We start from the raw sequence: 15,313 nt of genomic DNA on the forward strand, positions 1-15,313 counted from the left end.
TCGGCGCGGAGTGACTCAAAGGAGGCGCATTTCGAAAGCTGCTGCAATATGACGAAGGCGTGCACCTCGGCGATCGCGCCGGGTTCGAACATGTGCACCGCGTCGTCCTTCGTGTCGGTGAGAGATCATGCGGCACATGAGCGATGACCACACACACGTCCAGGAGTTCTTCGCCGCCCGCGCGGCCGACTGGGACACCCGCTTCCCCGGCGACGGCCCCGCCTACGAGGCCGCGGTGGCGGACATGGGGCTGCGCCCGGGTGACCGGGTGCTCGACGCGGGCTGCGGAACCGGACGCGCCCTGCCGCCACTGAGGGCTGCCGTGGGCGGTAGCGGGGTGGTTGTCGGGGCCGATCTGACCCTGGCCATGCTGGAGGCCGCCGTGCGGGCCGGACGCGACCGCGACGGGCGTCTGCTGCTGGCGGACGTCGCCGCGCTGCCCCTGCGCTCGGAGTCACTGGACGCGGTGTTCGCGGCCGGACTCGTCGCCCATCTGCCGAACCTCACGGAGAATCTGCGGGAGTTGGCGCGCGTGGTGCGCCCCGGAGGCACGCTGGCGCTGTTCCATCCGATCGGCCGGGCCGCCCTCGCGGCGCGCCAGGGCCGGCGGCTCACCCCGGAGGACCTGCGCGCGGAGCGCAACCTGGGCCCCCTGCTCGCCGGTTCGGGCTGGGACATGAGTTCGTACGCGGACGAGGACGCCCGCTTCCTCGCGCTTTCCGTGCGCCGGGGGTGATCGTCGCTCCGGATGCGCAGCCCGCCGGTCAGTGCGTACCGGCGAGGACCGCGGCGAAGACGTCAGGGTTGTCGAACATGATGTTGTGGCCCGCGCCCGGCACGGTCACGACCCGCACGCCCGCCGCCTCCAAGGCTTGCGCGCCGGGGAGTTCGCCGCTGAGGTCGCCCTGAAGGTAGACGCGGTCGACGGTCAGCCTGGTGAGCATCTGACGCATCGTCGGGACGGTGCCGCCCTGTAGCGCCAATGCGGTGCGGTGCAGGGCACGCGGGTCGGCGAGGCGCATGGTCGCGGCCCAGGTGGCCCCGACCTTCTCGAGCACGCGCGCGTGGCCGCCGTTCACCACGAAGTCGCCCTCCTCGTACGAGGCGATACCGCTGTCGCCCGTCGTGCCCGGCGGATACGGGTCGAGGTTGGCCTCGACCAGGACGAGCCGCGTGACGAGGTCGGGCCGCCGGTGGGCGAGCACGACGGCGACGGCGCCCCCCATGCTGTGCGCGACGAGTTCCGCCCCGGTGACACCGGCGCCGTCCAGAGCCGCGGCGAGGGCCCCCGCGTGGTCCTCCAGCGTGTAGCCGAAGTCCGCCGGCCGGTCGCTGATGCCGTGTCCGGGCAGGTCGACGAACAGGGTCCTGCGGCCCGCCAGTTCGGGCCGGGCCGCGATGTGGGCGCTGTAGACCGTCGAGGCCGCCCCGAGACCGTGCACGTACACGCGCGCGGGCCCGGTGCCCGGCGCCTCGGTCCATCGGATCAGGCTTCCCCTGCTGTCGAACTCGGCGTGCCTCATCGGGCCCTCCCCGTCACGGCGTCTCACTCGTCCGCACGGAGCATACATCGGACTCGATGTATTGATGAACCGATGTACAACGCGTATGCGGGAGGATGGGGTCATGCTGGAGCTGGCCATCCTCGGATTTCTCTGCGACACCCCGCTGCACGGCTATGAGCTGCGCAAGCGCATCACCGCCCTGACGGGGCACGTGAGGCCGGTGGCGGAGAGCACGCTGTATCCCGCCATCAAACGACTGGAGAACGCGGGGCTGCTGGAACGCGCCACACAGCCCGGCTCCGTGGCCGCCCCCCGTCACGTGCTGACACTCACCGAGGAGGGCGGGCGCGATCTGCGACGCAGGCTCGCGGAACCGGCCGGTCGGGACATCAGCGATGAGAACAGGTGGTTCGCGGTGCTCGCCTTCTTGAGGCATCTGGAGGATCCGTCCGCACAGGCGGCGGTGCTGCGCCGCAGGCTCGCCTTCCTGGAGGAGCCGGCGAGCTTCTTCTACGACGGTGACCGGCCGGTGCGGGCCGAAGAGCTGGACGACCCTTTCCGGCGAGGCATCCTCACCATCGCTCGGGCCACGAGCGAGGCCGAACTGGCGTGGCTGCGAGCCACCCTCGGCTCGCTCGACGCGGCGGGTGGTTGAGACCGGGCAGCCGCGCTCGACTGAAGCCGGACAGGCCCCCCAGTGCGGAGGTGAGCCGGTAGATCTCCGACGGATCCTTCACCGGATCCACGCGCCGGATCCGTGCGCGTCGCTCACAGCGCTTGACCGGGTCGGCCCCCTTCTGCCACCGCGCCTCCAACTCTACGTTGAGTAGCAGCAGATGAACGTTTGGCGACGGCGATCGCGCAGGGGGAAGGTGGCCCGATGTCCGGCATGTTCGACAGGCTCCGCACGATGACAGGCAGGAAGACCGGGGAACAGTCCGGAGAGGTCGGTCCTGCGGCTGCCCGCGAGGGCGGCAAGCGCGGTCACAACCTTTTCGAGGCGGCCTCGGCGTACGTCTCCGCGTGTGCCGAGGACGATCAGGAGCGGATCGACGAGGCGGCCTCCTGGGTATCGCCCGAGGCGCTCTCGTTCGGGGTGACCGAACTGGCCTGCCGGGCGGTCATCGCCCTCGCCCGGGAACGCGACGAGTCGCCCGGGACGGTCACGCGCTCGCTGCTCGGGCTCCCCGCCGCCTGACGCGGTCGGCCGCAGGGGGCGTTTCGCCCCTGTCCAGCCGGATAACTGCAGCTCCGCATGTGTTTCAGGCCCGTGACAAGGGCCTTCCGATCGCATTAGGGTGCGCCGACAGATGGACTGATCGGGAGGCTGGGATGGCCGGGACGGACGAAGAAGCCGTCACCACCGTGGACGAGGAAGCCGTCACCACCGTGGACGACGACGCGCTGTACGTGCTGACGGCGGTGCTGCTGACACCGGCGAAGTTCCCCAGCGTGCTCGGGGACGACTATCCCGAGGCGTGTGCGGCGCTCGGCCTGGCGCCGCTCGCCGACGGGTACGGGCTGGTGCTCGGCCAGGACGGGGAGGGCGCGCGCTGGACCGTCGTCATCGACGACGTGTCCCTGGTCGCCGTGGCCATCGCCTCCTGGGACTGCGGGATGGAGCACGAACTGTCGCCGGACGAGCGGACGGTTGTCGCCGCGCTGCCCGGCTGGCCCCTGGAAGTGGCTGTCGCGGCACCTGGGGTCCCGGCCCCGCACGATCCGGCGACGGAGCCCACGGAACGCGCTCCGCTGACCCCGCCGGACACCACCATCTGGGGGCCCGCCCAGCGGCGCCTGGGGGCCGACGAGATCGCTCTCCAGTGGGCGACGTGGCGGGACCAGATAGACGACAGCGAATTCGCGCCCACGAACGGTGCGGAGCAGTCCGGGAACGACGACTCCCAAGCCGAGGACGCCGGGGACGCCGGGGAGGCTCAGGCCGAGCAGGAGAAGCGCGGCGACGGTGCGGAACGCACGGGGGTCCGGCGCGTCCTGGCCGAGGCGCGCTCCTACGTGGACACTCCTCCCCCGCTGGGCCGCGTGCGCTCGTCCTTCGCCACGGGAGATGCCCGGACCCTGCGCGCCGACGGTCCGGGCTGGTCTCTCGTCGCCAGGACCGACGACATCGCGTTCGTCCTCCTCGACGACGAGCCCGGCGAGGTCCTGCCCGTCGGTCGCGGACCGGAGCTGCCCGGCCTCCTGGAGGCACTCGACAAGATCGCCGTACGCCCGAGCTGACCGAACGGCGTCACCGAGGGACCCGGTGACGCCGTACTCGTCAGTCCTCCGCCGCTGTGGCCCGCCGGCCCGCGCCGGTATCGGCGGCCGGCGGTCGGGCGCCCCTCAGCGGCCGATCTCCTTGCGGGTGACACGGCGCAGCCTGCGCCGCTGCGAGGGGTCCAGGGCCAGGTACGCGGCCGCCGGAACGCCCAGCACGATCAGGAAGGCGGCCCACCAGGGCAGCCAGATCAACAGGATCAGGCCGACCGCCGCACCCCCTGCGGCGATCTTCGCGTTCTTCGACATCTGTGTCGCCTCCTCCGCGGCTGCTGCCGCTCTCTGTCGTGAGAACGGGTCCCTGCGTCCCACGGTTCCGGACCGCGACCCTGATACGTCCCTGAGGTGCGCCCCTTACTCGACCCTGAGAGGCTCCCCGACCTCGTACATGTGGCGCAGGGCCTGTCGATAGGAGTCGACGAGCCCGGTCTCAGCGTAGGGAATACCCATCTCGCGGCAGTGGGCGCGCACCAGAGGCTGGACGCGGCGCAGATGCGGGCGCGGCATGCTGGGGAACAGGTGGTGCTCGATCTGGTAGTTGAGACCGCCGAGGAACCAGTCCGTGAGGAGGCCGCCGCGGACGTTGCGCGAGGTGAGGACCTGTCGGCGCAGGTGCCCCCAGCGCTCGCCGTCCGGGTCGGGCATCTCCATGCCCTTGTGGTTGGGCGCGAAGGACATCCCGAGGTGCAGGCCGAACAGTGCCTGATGAAGGACCGCGAAGGCCAGCGCCCTGCCCGGAGACAGAACGGTGAGCAGCAGAGCCACGTAGGCGAGGACATGGGTGACCAGCAGAAGCGCTTCCACGGCGCGCTCTCCTGGCGGCTGGCGGCGAAGGTCCCGGAATCCGTGGATCTTCAGGGCGATGCCTTCGAGGAGGGTCAGCGGGAAGAAGAGCCAGGCCTGGTTGCGGGTGAGCCAGCGCCGGAATCCGGTCCGCTCGCCGGCCTGGCCGCTGGTGAAGACGAGGACGTCGGCGAGGACGTCGGGGTCCTTGTCGATGTGGTTGGGGTTGGCGTGGTGCCGGTTGTGTTTGTCGTTCCACCAGGCGTAGCTCATGCCGAGAAGCAGGTTGCCGTGGACCAGGCCGATGACGCGACCGACCGTCTTGTTGCCGGTGATCTGGGAGTGGCCCGCGTCGTGGCCTATGAACGCCGTGCGGGCGCCCAGCGCGGCGAGTACCGGCGCGAGGAGCAGGGTCCACCAGGAGTCGCCGATCAGGACGACACCGGTGAGCACGGCGGCCAGGCCCAGCAGGTTCACGGCGATCTCGCGGGCGTACCAGCCATGGCGCCGGTCCAGGAGTCCGCGTTCCTTGACCCTGCGCAGCAGGGGGGCGAAATCGCTGCCCGGGGCCGCCCTCGCACCCTCCCTGGGGGTGGGTTCTGCGAGGACGGTGGCGGTCTGGGCCATGGCGGGTCTCCGGTCTCTCGGGGAGCGGGCCGACCTGATCTCTCAGGAAGTGGGCTGACCTGATGAAACGTACGAATCAGTGGCCGCCGGCGGCCATGGCGCCACCACCCCGTTCCGTGCGGGGGTTTCCCCCGGCCCCCCAGGGGGGTGGCACCCCGCTGAGAACCCAGGTGCCACTCTTCTTCGCGGGGCCGTAGCCTCACCGGCCGGCTCGCGCCCGTCCGCCCCCGGCGTGCTGTAGCCTCGGCGACTCGACCCAGTAGTCAAATTTGATGAATCCGAGGGATGCGTCATCGCTGTGCAGAGGATTCCCGCGGTCGTCGCTGCCGATGTCTCCGAATTGGCCGGCTGCTGCGCCGTGTTCGTGCCCGCCGATCCGCCGCGTTCGGGCAGCGTCGCGTTCTGGCACCCGGACGGCGACGCACCGCCGGCGGTGGCCTCCGGCTCGGTCGAGGACCTGACGGTGGCACTGCCCGTGGGGGGCGGCGTCGAGTCCGTCTCGGTGCCCGCGGTGCTGCTGCCGGTGCGGGCCGCCCTGCCGGTCCTCACGCGCGCGCGGGCCGCGACGCAGGCCCACCGGGCGACCGCTTTCTGGGGTGCCGCCGGTGTGCTCGCGCTCCAGTTCGCCGCCCGCGGGCTGCTGCTGCCGGGAGTGACAGCCGGCGACCACGACGCCTGGCGCGCCGGCCCGCTGAGCGCACGGGACCTGGAGCGCGTCCGCGCACTGGCCGCCGCGATGCCCCCGGAGGCACACGCCGTGCCGATCCAGAACCTTGCCGGGGTGCTGGACGAGCACCCCGGGACGGCGGACACGCTCGGGGAACTGGTGGACGGCGACGCCGCAGCCTTGCGACTGCCCGATCCCGAACGGCTCGTGCGGGCGTTCCTGGACGCGGTCGCCGATGCCCTGCCGCGCTCCCCGGCGGCGGCGCTCGCGGCGGGCGGCCCGGCGTTCGCGGCGCCGGGGCCCCAGCCCGTGCCGCAGCATCGCGCCTGGACCGCTGAGCTCGCCGAGACCCACGAGGCCGACGTGCGCATCTCACTGCGCGTCGAGGTGCCGACCCCCGCGTCGGCCGGGCCGGAAGACCCATCACTGCCGTTCCGAGCCGTGGTCCAGTTGCACAGCGCGCACGACCCCGCTCTCGTCGCGGACGCCGCAACCGTGTGGGCGGGTTCCTCACCGTTCGGCCCACGCGCGCGGATGGCCGCCCTGCTCTCCCTCCGCCGGGCCACGAGGAGCTGGCCGCCCCTGGCGCCACTGCTCTCGGCCGCCGTTCCCGACGCCGTCGAACTCGCCGACGAAGAGGTCGGCGAACTCCTCGGAGAGGGCGGCCGGCTGTTGGCGCTCGCCGGTGTCGACGTGCACTGGCCGAAGGAGCTGGCCCGGAAGTTGACCGCTCGCGCGGTCGTGGGCCCTCACGTCACCGCGGACGGCCGAGGCGAGGGGCCGGCCGGCGCCGAGGACAGATCCGGCGACAGGCTGGTCTCGGCCGTGCCGTCCTTCCTGTCGGCCGACGCCCTGCTCGCGTTCGACTGGCGGTTCGCGCTGGGCGACCAGCAGCTCACACGGGAGGACCTGGACCGGCTCGCCGAGGCGAAACGGCCCATGGTGCGGCTGCGTGACCAGTGGGTTCTCGTCGACCCCGAGGCGGTCCGGCGGGCGCGGGCGCACCGGGACCTCGGGGTCACGCCCGTCGAGGCGCTGAGCGCCGCCCTGACGGGCTCCGCCGAGGTGGACGGCCACCGGGTCGACGTGGAGCCCACGGGCTGGCTGGCGACCCTGCGGGAGTGGCTGGCCGACCCCGAGGGGCAACAGCCGGTCGGGCAGCCCGCGGAGCTGCGTGCCACGCTGCGCGACTACCAGTCGCGCGGCCTCAACTGGCTGGCCCGGATGACCTCTCTGGGACTGGGCGGCTGTCTGGCCGACGACATGGGGCTCGGCAAGACGATCACCTTGATCGCCCTGCACCTCCACCGGCAGGCGGACACGTCGGCCGCGGGCCCCACGCTGGTCGTCTGTCCGGCCTCCCTGCTGGGCAACTGGCAGCGCGAGATCGAACGCTTCGCCCCCGGCACCCCGGTACGCCGCTTCCACGGTGCCCGGCGGAGCCTGGAGGGCCTGTGCGACGGCGAGTTCGTCCTGACGACCTACGGCACGATGCGGCTCGACGCGCCGCGACTCGGTGAGGTGCCCTGGGGTCTGGTGGTGGCGGACGAGGCCCAGCACGTCAAGAACCCCTACTCGGCGACCGCGCGGGCGCTGCGCACCATCGGCGCGCGGGCGCGCGTGGCGCTCACCGGCACTCCCGTGGAGAACAACCTCTCGGAACTGTGGGCGATCTTGGACTGGACGACACCGGGTCTGCTCGGCCGGCTCGGAACCTTCCGCAGCCGTTACGCGCAGGCCGTCGAGGGCGGCCAGGACCCCGCGGCGGCCGACCGGCTCGCCCGGCTGGTCCGGCCGTTCCTGCTGCGCCGCCGCAAGTCGGACCCGGGCATCGCGCCCGAACTGCCGCCGAAGACCGAGACCGACCGCGCCGTGACGCTCACCCAGGAACAGGCCGCACTGTACGAGGCCGTCGTCCGCGAAACCCTCGCGGAGATCGCCGGTGCGGACAGCATGGCCCGGCGCGGTCTGATCGTGAAGCTGCTCACCGGGCTCAAGCAGATCTGCAACCACCCCGCCCAGTTCCTCAAGGAGGAACAGCCCAGGATTCCGGGCCGGTCTGGCAAGTTGGAGCTGCTGGACGAACTCCTCGACACCATCCTGTCCGAGGGGGCGAGCGTGCTGGTCTTCACCCAGTACGTACGGATGGCACGCCTGATCGAGCGTCATCTGGCGGAGCGCGGGGTGACGACGCAGTTCCTCCACGGCGGAACGCCCGTCCCCGAACGCGAGGCGATGGTGGAGCGCTTCCAGGAGGGCGGGATCCCGGTCTTCCTGCTGTCGTTGAAGGCCGCCGGCACCGGGCTCAACCTGACCCGCGCGGAGCACGTCGTGCACTACGACCGCTGGTGGAACCCGGCCGTCGAGGCGCAGGCCACGGACCGCGCGTACCGCATCGGACAGAGCCGGCCCGTGCAGGTGCACCGCATCATCGCCGAGGGGACCATCGAGGACCGCATCGCCGACATGCTGCGCCGCAAGCAGCGGTTGGCGGACGCCGTCCTGAGCGTCGGCGAGGGGGCGCTCACCGAGATGACCGACGCGGAACTGGCCGACCTGGTGGAGTTGCGAGGGGGTGCACGATGACGGACCGGGACGAGGAGCGCACGTTCGGAGCGCTGCAGCCGGCGCGCGGGAGGGCCTTCGCGCGGACGTGGTGGGGCCGGGCCTGGCTGCGGGCTCTGGAGGACGCGGCGTTGGACTCGGAGCAGGTGAGGATGGGCCGCAGGCTGGCGCGTGCGGGGGCGGTGGGCGCGGTGTCCGTGCGTCCCGGACGCGTCACGGCGGTCGTCGAGGACAACGACGGAACCACTCACAGGGCGGACGTCCTGCTGCACGAACTGTCGGAGGAGCAGTGGGACCGCTTCCTTGGCATGGCCGCCGAGCGGTCCGGACACGTCGCCGCACTGCTCGACGGCGACATGCCACCGCACCTCGTCGAGGACGCGGCGGCCGCGGGCGTCGAACTCCTGCCGGGACTCGGCGACCTGGACGCGGAGTGCGAGTGCGGCGCCTGGGACCACTGCGGCCACACGGCCGCGCTCTGCTACCAGGCAGCGCTGCTCCTCGACCAAGACCCGTTCGTGCTGCTTCTGATGCGGGGGCGCGGTGAGCGCGCGCTCCTGGATGCCCTCCAGCGACGCGGTGAGCAGCCCGCGGACCACCCGGGCGAATCGGGGGGAGGAGTGGACGCCGTGGAGGCCTACGCGACGGGTGACATCCTTCCGCCGCTCCCGACCGACCCGGCGCTGCCCGAACGGCCCGGGACTCCACCGTCCCTAAAGACCGAGGGCGCACCGGCACCCGGAGTCGACCCCGTCGCCCTGGAGTTCATCGCTCACGCGGCAGCTCACGAGGCGCACCTGATACTCGCCGAGGCACTCGGCCGCGCACCCGGAGGCGGCGCCGCGGAGACGGAATCAGTCTCCCTCTCCCAGGACGCCGTCCGGCTGGCCGCGTGCGACCCCCCGGAGAGTGTCGCCGAGCGACTGGCCGCAGGCTCGGGGCGGGAACGCGAGGAACTGAGTCTCGCGGTACGGGCCTGGCGGTACGGCGGTGTCTCCGCGCTCTCGGCCCTGGAGGACGAGTGGTCCGTCGGGACGGAATCGCTGGCACGCGCGCGTGCATCCCTGCACGCCGCCTGGGAGGAGGACGAGAGGCCACGGCTGCGGGCGGACCGCAATCGCTGGACCGCTGCCGACACCGGCACGCAACTCCGCCTCGGCCGGGACGGCAGATGGTGGCCCTATCGCAAGGAGCGGGGCCGTTGGACTCCCGCGGGGCCGGCCACGGCGGACCCGGCCACCGCAATCGCGACCGCCGGGGAAGACCCGATGACTGGTTGACGGCCGCCGTTCACCTCCCTGTCGGTCTCCGTTTGACGCCGGGGCCAACTCTGGCCGCTGTCAACGAACTTGTTCCTCAGGAGGCTCGATGTCCCCGCACGCAGTCGGCAGGTGCCACATCCACCGGTCCGTCGCCGTCGGCGTGCCGCTCGCCCTGCTGGCCACCTTCGCGGTGGCCGGCACGGCGAACGCGACAGCCGGGCAGGCGCAGCCGAGGGTGACGCACACCGCGACGCTCGGCGACCTCCCCCTGGCGGCGTTCAGCAACGCGTTGCTGAACGGGACGGTGGACGACGACCGGGGAGTCGACCTCGGCGGCATCGGCAGTGACATCTACCCGACCGGCCGCAAGGGCGAATTCTGGACGGTCACCGACCGCGGGCCGAACGGCCAGATCAAGGTGGACGGCACCAAGCGCCGGACGTTCCCGGTACCGGGCTTCGACCCGGCGATCGTGAAGGTCCGGGTGAGTGGCGGCGCCGTGCGGGTGATCGACGCGATCCCGATCACCACGTCGTCGGGCAAGCCCGTCACCGGGCTCTCCAATCAGGCGGGACGCGACGAGGCGCCGTACTCCTTCGACGCACGGACACCGCTGCCGTACAACCCGAACGGCGTGGACCCCGAGGGCATCGTGCGGGCGGCGGACGGGTCGTTCTGGCTCGTCGACGAGTACGGTCCGTCGCTCCTCCACGTCTCCGCCCGCGGGAAGGTGCTCACGCGCTACGTCCCCAAAGGGCTGCGCCTGACGGGCACGGACTACCCCGTGGTGGAGGCGCTGCCCGCGATCCTGCTGCACCGGAAGAGCAACCGCGGTCTCGAAGGACTCGCCCAACTCCCCGGCGGCGATCTGGTGCTGGCGCTGCAGAGCCCGCTCGCCCTGCCGGACGGCGACGCGGGCGACTCGTCCCGCACGACCCGCCTGCTGCGCTTCTCGCCCGGGAAGCGTGCCGTGACGGCCGAGTACGCGTACCGCTTCGACGCGGTGGACGTGGTCGACCCGAGCGAGGACGACACGTCCGAGCTGAAGATCTCCTCCGTGGTGGCGGTCGGCCCCGACCGGCTGCTCGTGGAAGAACGCACCGACAAGACCGCGCGCCTGCAGGAGGTACGGCTCACGCGTCGTGCGGACATCCTGGGCGGCCCGTACGACCGTGACACCACGTCGCCGTCGCTGGAGCAGCTCGACGACCCCGCGGCGGCCGGTGTTCCGGTGCTGGGCAAGCGTCTGGTCGTCGACCTGGGCACGGTCGCGGGGGTGCCCGGCAAGGTCGAGGGCGTCGCGCGCGTGGACTGCGACACGCTCGCCCTCATCAACGACAACGACTTCGGCATGACGGACGGGGCGGGCGCCTTCGACGCGCAGGGACGGCTCGTGGACAGCGGTATCGAGACGACGGTCACCTATGTGCGGCTGCCCCGCCGCCTCTGACCCCGGCGCACCCCATCCCGGTACGCGCGTGTGGACGATGGACAACGACCACGCGCGCGTACCGTTCGCCGAACGGCTCGATGCGGCGCTTCACTTAAGGGGCTCGGTGAGTCTGCCGGCCCCCTTGCCGACGTGCGCGGCCAGGCTGCAGGCGACGTTGTCGATGCCGATCTTGTAGCTGCCGGTGTCGGGGTACTGCACCAAGGTGTTGCGCACCGTGCCCGCTGCCTGATCCGCCGCCTTTCGCTCCAGAGGCGCCTTGCACAGGGCCGACGCGGCTTTCTTGAGAGTGGCGTCGGTCGTGTAGGTGCCGTTGAGTTCGGCGATCTTCACCACCTCGGCGTCGTGCGGCTCGGTGCACGAGCGCTTGGCCGCCTGGCCGGGAAGGGCGGCGTCCGTGTCGAAGCAGTCGCCCTTCCTCAGCATGTAGTAGGGCACTTCGTCGGCCGCGAGCGTCGGGACGAGCGACTCCAGGCCACTGGGGACGAGGTCCGTGGGCAGGTCGGTCGGAAGCGACGGCACGACACTGGGCAGGTCCGTGGGCAGCGAGGGCAGCCCGGACGGAAGACTCAGGGTGGGACTCGGTGAACTCGCCGTGCTCTCGGTGGGCGCCTTCTTGTCGCTGCCGCCCCCACCGGTGGCGGCCACCGCGACGGCGACGACGACCCCGACGACGACGATCACGGCGATGACGACGATCAGCGTGTTGCGCCGCCGCCCTCCCCGATGGCCTCCGGGACCGCCGGGCGGCCCGGGAGGCGGTGGGGGCCATCCCCCGCCTCCCTGCCCGGGCGGCCAGTCCCCCTGGGACGGTGGTCCGAAGCCTCCCGAAGGAGGTCCGCCACTGCCGGGAGGAGATCCGTGGCCGCCGGGAGGCGGTCCGTACCCGCCCGAGGGCGGCGGCCCGTAACCTCCGGAGGCCGGGGGCCCGTAGCCCCCGGACGGCGGGCCCGGGACGTCACCCCCATGAGGTGAGTCTCCCGGCGACCTTGGGGGCTGAGGGGGTAAGGGTGGCATGGCCATACCGCCAAGAGTCCCCGCGAACCGGTCATCGCGCGACCCCCGCGCGGAAGTTGATACGGACTCATGCCATGGACCGCATCATTCCGGCGCATTCGAAGGCGGCGGCCCGGTCACGCCCGACGTCCCGGCACGGGTCCACCGGACGTGGACCCGTGCCCTTCGGAACACCGATCAGGCCCGCGCACCGAGGAGATGGTCCATCGCGAGCTGGTCCAGCTGCTCGAAGGCCATCCCGCGCAGGGCCGCAGCCTCGACGTCGAAGTCCTCGAAGGCCCCGCGGTCGGCGAGCAGCCCCTGCAGGCCGTCCGCCGCGGTGGGCTGCGCCAGCTCGTCCAGGCGCGAGGCACGCAGCGCCTCCTGGACCTCGGGGTCGGCGCGGAAGGCCGCCGAACGCTCGCGCAGGATCAGGTAGTTACGCATACAGCCGGCCGCCGACGCCCACACCCCGTCGAAGTCCTCGGTCCGCGGGGGCTTGAAGTCGAAGTGCTTCGGACCGGCGTAACCGGCGCTCTCCAGAAGGTCGACCAGCCAGAACGCGGATCGCAGGTCACCCGCTCCGAACCGCAGGTCCTGGTCGTACTTGATGCCGGTCTGACCGTTCAGGTCGATGTGGAAGAGCTTGCCCGCCCACAGGGCCTGCGCGATGCTGTGCGGGAAGTTCAGCCCGGCCATCTGCTCGTGCCCGACCTCCGGGTTGACGCCGAACAGCTCCGGGCGCTCCAGGCGCTCGATGAACGCCAGGGCGTGTCCGACGGTGGGCAGCAGGATGTCGCCGCGCGGCTCGTTCGGCTTGGGCTCGATCGCGAACTTCAGGTCGTAGCCCTGGGAGATCACATACTCCCCGAGGAGGTCGAAGGCCTCCTTCATGCGGTCGAGCGCCACGCGTACGTCCTTGGCGGCTCCGGACTCGGCACCCTCCCGGCCACCCCAGGCGACGTATGTCTCGGCACCGAGTTCGACCGCGAGGTCGATGTTGCGGATGGTCTTGCGCAGGGCGTAGCGGCGCACGTCACGGTCGTTCGCGGTGAACGCGCCGTCCTTGAAGACGGGGTGCGTGAACAGGTTGGTCGTGGCCATCGGGACTTTGAGGCCGGTGGCGTCCAGGGTCTGCCTGAACCGCTTGATGTGCGACTCGCGCTCGCTGTCCGAGGACCCGAAGGGGATCAGGTCGTCGTCGTGGAAGGTCACTCCGTAGGCGCCGAGCTCGGCCAGGCGCTGCACCGACTCGACCGGGTCGAGGGCGCGCCGGGTGGCGTCGCCGAACGGGTCCCTTCCCTGCCAGCCGACGGTCCACAGACCGAAGGTGAACCTGTCCTCGGGGGTGGGCTGGTAGTTCATGTCGCGGCTCCTTGCTAGCTCCGACTATTTCGTCATGGCAGTTTACAAATTAGTATGCGAAACGCGTCTCTGGGAAGAGACGACGTACGAAACCCTGGTCATGGCGGGCCGGGAAGCCGTGCGAAACCGGGCCGTGCCGGTCCGGACAGCCCCCGTAACCAGCACAGATCCCGCAGAGCAGCGGAAGAGGGAGAGCCCGATGTCAGCAGCCGAGGGTCCGCTCGTCGTCGGGGTGGACACGTCCACCCAGTCCACCAAGGCCCTGGTCGTCGACGCGTCGACCGGACAGGTGGTGGCGAGCGGACAGGCGCCGCACACCGTCTCCACCGGGGCGGGGCGCGAGAGCGACCCCCGTCAGTGGTGGGACGCTCTGCGTGCAGCGCTGCACCAGTGCGGTGCCGCGGCCCACGAGGCCGCCGCGGTGTCGATCGGTGGCCAGCAGCACGGCCTCGTGACCCTCGACGCCCATGGTGAACCGGTACGCCCCGCACTGCTGTGGAACGACGTCCGCTCGGCGCCGCAGGCGCGCCGGCTGGTCGAGGAGCTCGGCGGCCCGAAGTCCTGGGCCGAACGGACCGGCAGTGTGCCCGCGGCGTCCTTCACGGCCACCAAGTGGGCGTGGCTCGCCGAGCACGAGCCGGACGCCGTCCGGGCGACGACGGCGGTACGTCTGCCGCACGACTACCTCACCGGGCGCCTCACGGGTGAGGGCACCACCGATCGCGGCGACGCCTCGGGCACGGGCTGGTGGTCGTCGGGCAGCGAGGCGTACGACGAGGAGGTCCTCGCCCACATCGGCCTCGACCCCGCTCTGCTCCCCCGCGTCGTCCGGCCCGGCGAGGTCGCCGGAACGGTGCACGCCGGCGGCGATCTCCCCTTCTCCAAGGGGACCCTCGTGGCCGCCGGAACAGGGGACAACGCGGCCGCCGCACTCGGCCTGGGCCTGCGGCCGGGGACACCGGTGGTGAGCCTCGGCACCTCGGGCACGGTGTACGCCGTCTCGACCCGCCGTCCCGCCGACCCGACCGGCACGGTGGCGGGCTTCGCGGACGCCCGCGGAGACTGGCTCCCGCTGGCCTGCACGCTCAACTGCACCCTGGCCGTCGACCGGATCGCCGCTCTGCTCGGCCTGGACCGCGAGGCCGTCGAACCGGGCGGCGCGGTCACGCTGCTGCCCTACCTGGACGGCGAGCGCACGCCCAACCTGCCGAACGCCTCGGGCCTGTTGCACGGCCTCCGGCACGACACGACGGGCGGCCAGCTGCTCCAGGCCGCCTATGACGGAGCCGTGCACTCCCTGCTGGACGCCCTCGACCTGGTCCTGGACGCCGACGCCGACCGCTCGGCGCCCTTGCTGCTGATCGGCGGCGGCGCACGGGGGACGGCCTGGCAGCAGACCGTACGGCGGCTGTCGGGGCGGCCTGTGCAGGTTCCCGAGGCGAGGGAGCTGGTCGCGCTCGGCGCCGCCGCTCAGGCGGCCGGTCTGCTGACGGGCGAGGACCCGGCGGCGGTCGCACGGCGCTGGGGCACGGATCGCGGCCCCGTCCTCGACGCCATGGAGCGGGACGAGGAGACACTCGCGCGGATCACCGGGGTACTCTCCGACGCGGCCCCTCTGCTCGAACGGGGGTCGAACGGGGACGGGAACTGACGGGAACAGACGCGGGCAGACTCAGCGAGAAACCTGCCCTCGTGTGTGCGCCTTCCAGAGAGAGCGCGCAGCCGGGCTCGGCGGGGAACGCCACGGACCGCTGCGTCGTCCCGGAGGCCGGTAAGCCGACTGGCCGCCTCCCGAGGGGCGGACACCGACACA

The 15,313-nt window shown here is 72.0% G+C and carries 13 protein-coding genes; 8 read left to right on the forward strand and 5 right to left on the reverse strand.

Annotation, left to right across the window (positions count from 1 at the left end; translation table 11 throughout):
* The first annotated feature begins 136 nt into the window (after nucleotides 1–136).
* Nucleotides 137–736: a class I SAM-dependent methyltransferase gene (locus ACIRQH_RS17450; protein ID WP_388870552.1), complete on the forward strand. Its 600-nt coding sequence runs from the start codon at nucleotides 137–139 to the stop codon at nucleotides 734–736.
* A 28-nt stretch (nucleotides 737–764) separates the two neighbouring features.
* Here the strand turns inward: ACIRQH_RS17450 and ACIRQH_RS17455 are convergent, their stop codons facing one another.
* A complete protein-coding gene (locus ACIRQH_RS17455) occupies nucleotides 765–1,523 on the reverse strand; it encodes an alpha/beta fold hydrolase (protein ID WP_388870555.1) in 759 nt (252 codons plus the stop codon).
* A 103-nt stretch (nucleotides 1,524–1,626) separates the two neighbouring features.
* On the opposite strand from ACIRQH_RS17455, the gene ACIRQH_RS17460 reads away from it, so the two are divergent.
* The 3 genes from ACIRQH_RS17460 to ACIRQH_RS17470 all read left to right on the forward strand — a co-directional run bounded on the left by ACIRQH_RS17460 (nucleotide 1,627) and on the right by ACIRQH_RS17470 (nucleotide 3,746).
* Nucleotides 1,627–2,160: a PadR family transcriptional regulator gene (locus ACIRQH_RS17460; RefSeq protein ID WP_358816739.1), complete on the forward strand. Its 534-nt coding sequence runs from the start codon at nucleotides 1,627–1,629 to the stop codon at nucleotides 2,158–2,160.
* A gap of 255 nt (nucleotides 2,161–2,415) precedes the next feature.
* A complete protein-coding gene (locus ACIRQH_RS17465) occupies nucleotides 2,416–2,703 on the forward strand; it encodes a hypothetical protein (RefSeq protein ID WP_388870558.1) in 288 nt (95 codons plus the stop codon).
* Nucleotides 2,704–2,837: 134 nt separating this feature from the next.
* Nucleotides 2,838–3,746 carry a hypothetical protein gene (locus ACIRQH_RS17470; protein WP_388933664.1) on the forward strand — a complete coding sequence of 303 codons (909 nt, stop codon included), beginning with the start codon at nucleotides 2,838–2,840 and terminating at the stop codon, nucleotides 3,744–3,746.
* 105 nt (nucleotides 3,747–3,851) lie between these two features.
* On the opposite strand, the gene ACIRQH_RS17475 is transcribed toward ACIRQH_RS17470, so the two are convergent.
* Nucleotides 3,852–4,034, reverse strand: coding sequence for a hypothetical protein (locus ACIRQH_RS17475; protein ID WP_388870564.1), 183 nt, complete (start codon nucleotides 4,032–4,034; stop codon nucleotides 3,852–3,854).
* 105 nt (nucleotides 4,035–4,139) lie between these two features.
* Nucleotides 4,140–5,195, reverse strand: coding sequence for a fatty acid desaturase family protein (locus tag ACIRQH_RS17480; RefSeq protein ID WP_388870567.1), 1,056 nt, complete (start codon nucleotides 5,193–5,195; stop codon nucleotides 4,140–4,142).
* A gap of 298 nt (nucleotides 5,196–5,493) precedes the next feature.
* On the opposite strand from ACIRQH_RS17480, the gene ACIRQH_RS17485 reads away from it, so the two are divergent.
* The 3 genes from ACIRQH_RS17485 (at nucleotide 5,494) to ACIRQH_RS17495 (ending at nucleotide 11,139) form a co-directional block, all read left to right on the forward strand.
* Nucleotides 5,494–8,448 (forward strand): SNF2-related protein, encoded by a 2,955-nt coding sequence (locus tag ACIRQH_RS17485; RefSeq protein ID WP_388870570.1) that lies wholly within the window; start codon nucleotides 5,494–5,496, stop codon nucleotides 8,446–8,448.
* The gene (locus tag ACIRQH_RS17490; protein ID WP_404226482.1) at nucleotides 8,445–9,707 is read left to right on the forward strand and encodes an SWF or SNF family helicase; all 1,263 of its coding nucleotides are present in this window, start codon (nucleotides 8,445–8,447) and stop codon (nucleotides 9,705–9,707) included. The genes ACIRQH_RS17485 and ACIRQH_RS17490 overlap by 4 nt, the downstream gene beginning before the upstream one ends.
* 88 nt (nucleotides 9,708–9,795) lie before the next feature.
* On the forward strand, nucleotides 9,796–11,139 hold the full coding sequence (locus ACIRQH_RS17495; protein WP_388870576.1) for an esterase-like activity of phytase family protein: 1,344 nt from the start codon (nucleotides 9,796–9,798) through the stop codon (nucleotides 11,137–11,139).
* Nucleotides 11,140–11,229: 90 nt separating this feature from the next.
* Here the strand turns inward: ACIRQH_RS17495 and ACIRQH_RS17500 are convergent, their stop codons facing one another.
* Nucleotides 11,230–11,823: a hypothetical protein gene (locus tag ACIRQH_RS17500; RefSeq protein WP_388870579.1), complete on the reverse strand. Its 594-nt coding sequence runs from the start codon at nucleotides 11,821–11,823 to the stop codon at nucleotides 11,230–11,232.
* 510 nt (nucleotides 11,824–12,333) lie between these two features.
* Nucleotides 12,334–13,500, reverse strand: coding sequence for a xylose isomerase (xylA, locus tag ACIRQH_RS17505; RefSeq protein WP_358816746.1), 1,167 nt, complete (start codon nucleotides 13,498–13,500; stop codon nucleotides 12,334–12,336).
* Nucleotides 13,501–13,699: 199 nt separating this feature from the next.
* On the opposite strand from xylA, the gene xylB reads away from it, so the two are divergent.
* Nucleotides 13,700–15,151: a xylulokinase gene (gene xylB, locus ACIRQH_RS17510; RefSeq protein WP_388870582.1), complete on the forward strand. Its 1,452-nt coding sequence runs from the start codon at nucleotides 13,700–13,702 to the stop codon at nucleotides 15,149–15,151.
* The last annotated feature ends 162 nt before the right edge of the window (nucleotides 15,152–15,313 follow it).

It is taken from the genome of Streptomyces sp. NPDC102279 (assembly GCF_044766365.1).
In the GTDB taxonomy this organism is placed as follows: Bacteria; Actinomycetota; Actinomycetes; order Streptomycetales; family Streptomycetaceae; genus Streptomyces.

Excerpts from the sequence above, each read along its gene's own strand:
- ACIRQH_RS17450 (WP_388870552.1), top strand. The coding sequence starts at position 137 with ATGAGCGATGACCACACACACGTCCAGGAGTTCTTCGCCGCCCGCGCG.
- ACIRQH_RS17455 (WP_388870555.1), bottom strand. The coding sequence starts at position 1,523 with ATGAGGCACGCCGAGTTCGACAGCAGGGGAAGCCTGATCCGATGGACC.
- ACIRQH_RS17460 (WP_358816739.1), top strand. The coding sequence starts at position 1,627 with ATGCTGGAGCTGGCCATCCTCGGATTTCTCTGCGACACCCCGCTGCAC.
- ACIRQH_RS17465 (WP_388870558.1), top strand. The coding sequence starts at position 2,416 with ATGACAGGCAGGAAGACCGGGGAACAGTCCGGAGAGGTCGGTCCTGCG.
- ACIRQH_RS17470 (WP_388933664.1), top strand. The coding sequence starts at position 2,838 with ATGGCCGGGACGGACGAAGAAGCCGTCACCACCGTGGACGAGGAAGCC.
- ACIRQH_RS17475 (WP_388870564.1), bottom strand. The coding sequence starts at position 4,034 with ATGTCGAAGAACGCGAAGATCGCCGCAGGGGGTGCGGCGGTCGGCCTG.
- ACIRQH_RS17480 (WP_388870567.1), bottom strand. The coding sequence starts at position 5,195 with ATGGCCCAGACCGCCACCGTCCTCGCAGAACCCACCCCCAGGGAGGGT.
- ACIRQH_RS17490 (WP_404226482.1), top strand. The coding sequence starts at position 8,445 with ATGACGGACCGGGACGAGGAGCGCACGTTCGGAGCGCTGCAGCCGGCG.
- ACIRQH_RS17495 (WP_388870576.1), top strand. The coding sequence starts at position 9,796 with ATGTCCCCGCACGCAGTCGGCAGGTGCCACATCCACCGGTCCGTCGCC.
- xylA (WP_358816746.1), bottom strand. The coding sequence starts at position 13,500 with ATGAACTACCAGCCCACCCCCGAGGACAGGTTCACCTTCGGTCTGTGG.
- xylB (WP_388870582.1), top strand. The coding sequence starts at position 13,700 with ATGTCAGCAGCCGAGGGTCCGCTCGTCGTCGGGGTGGACACGTCCACC.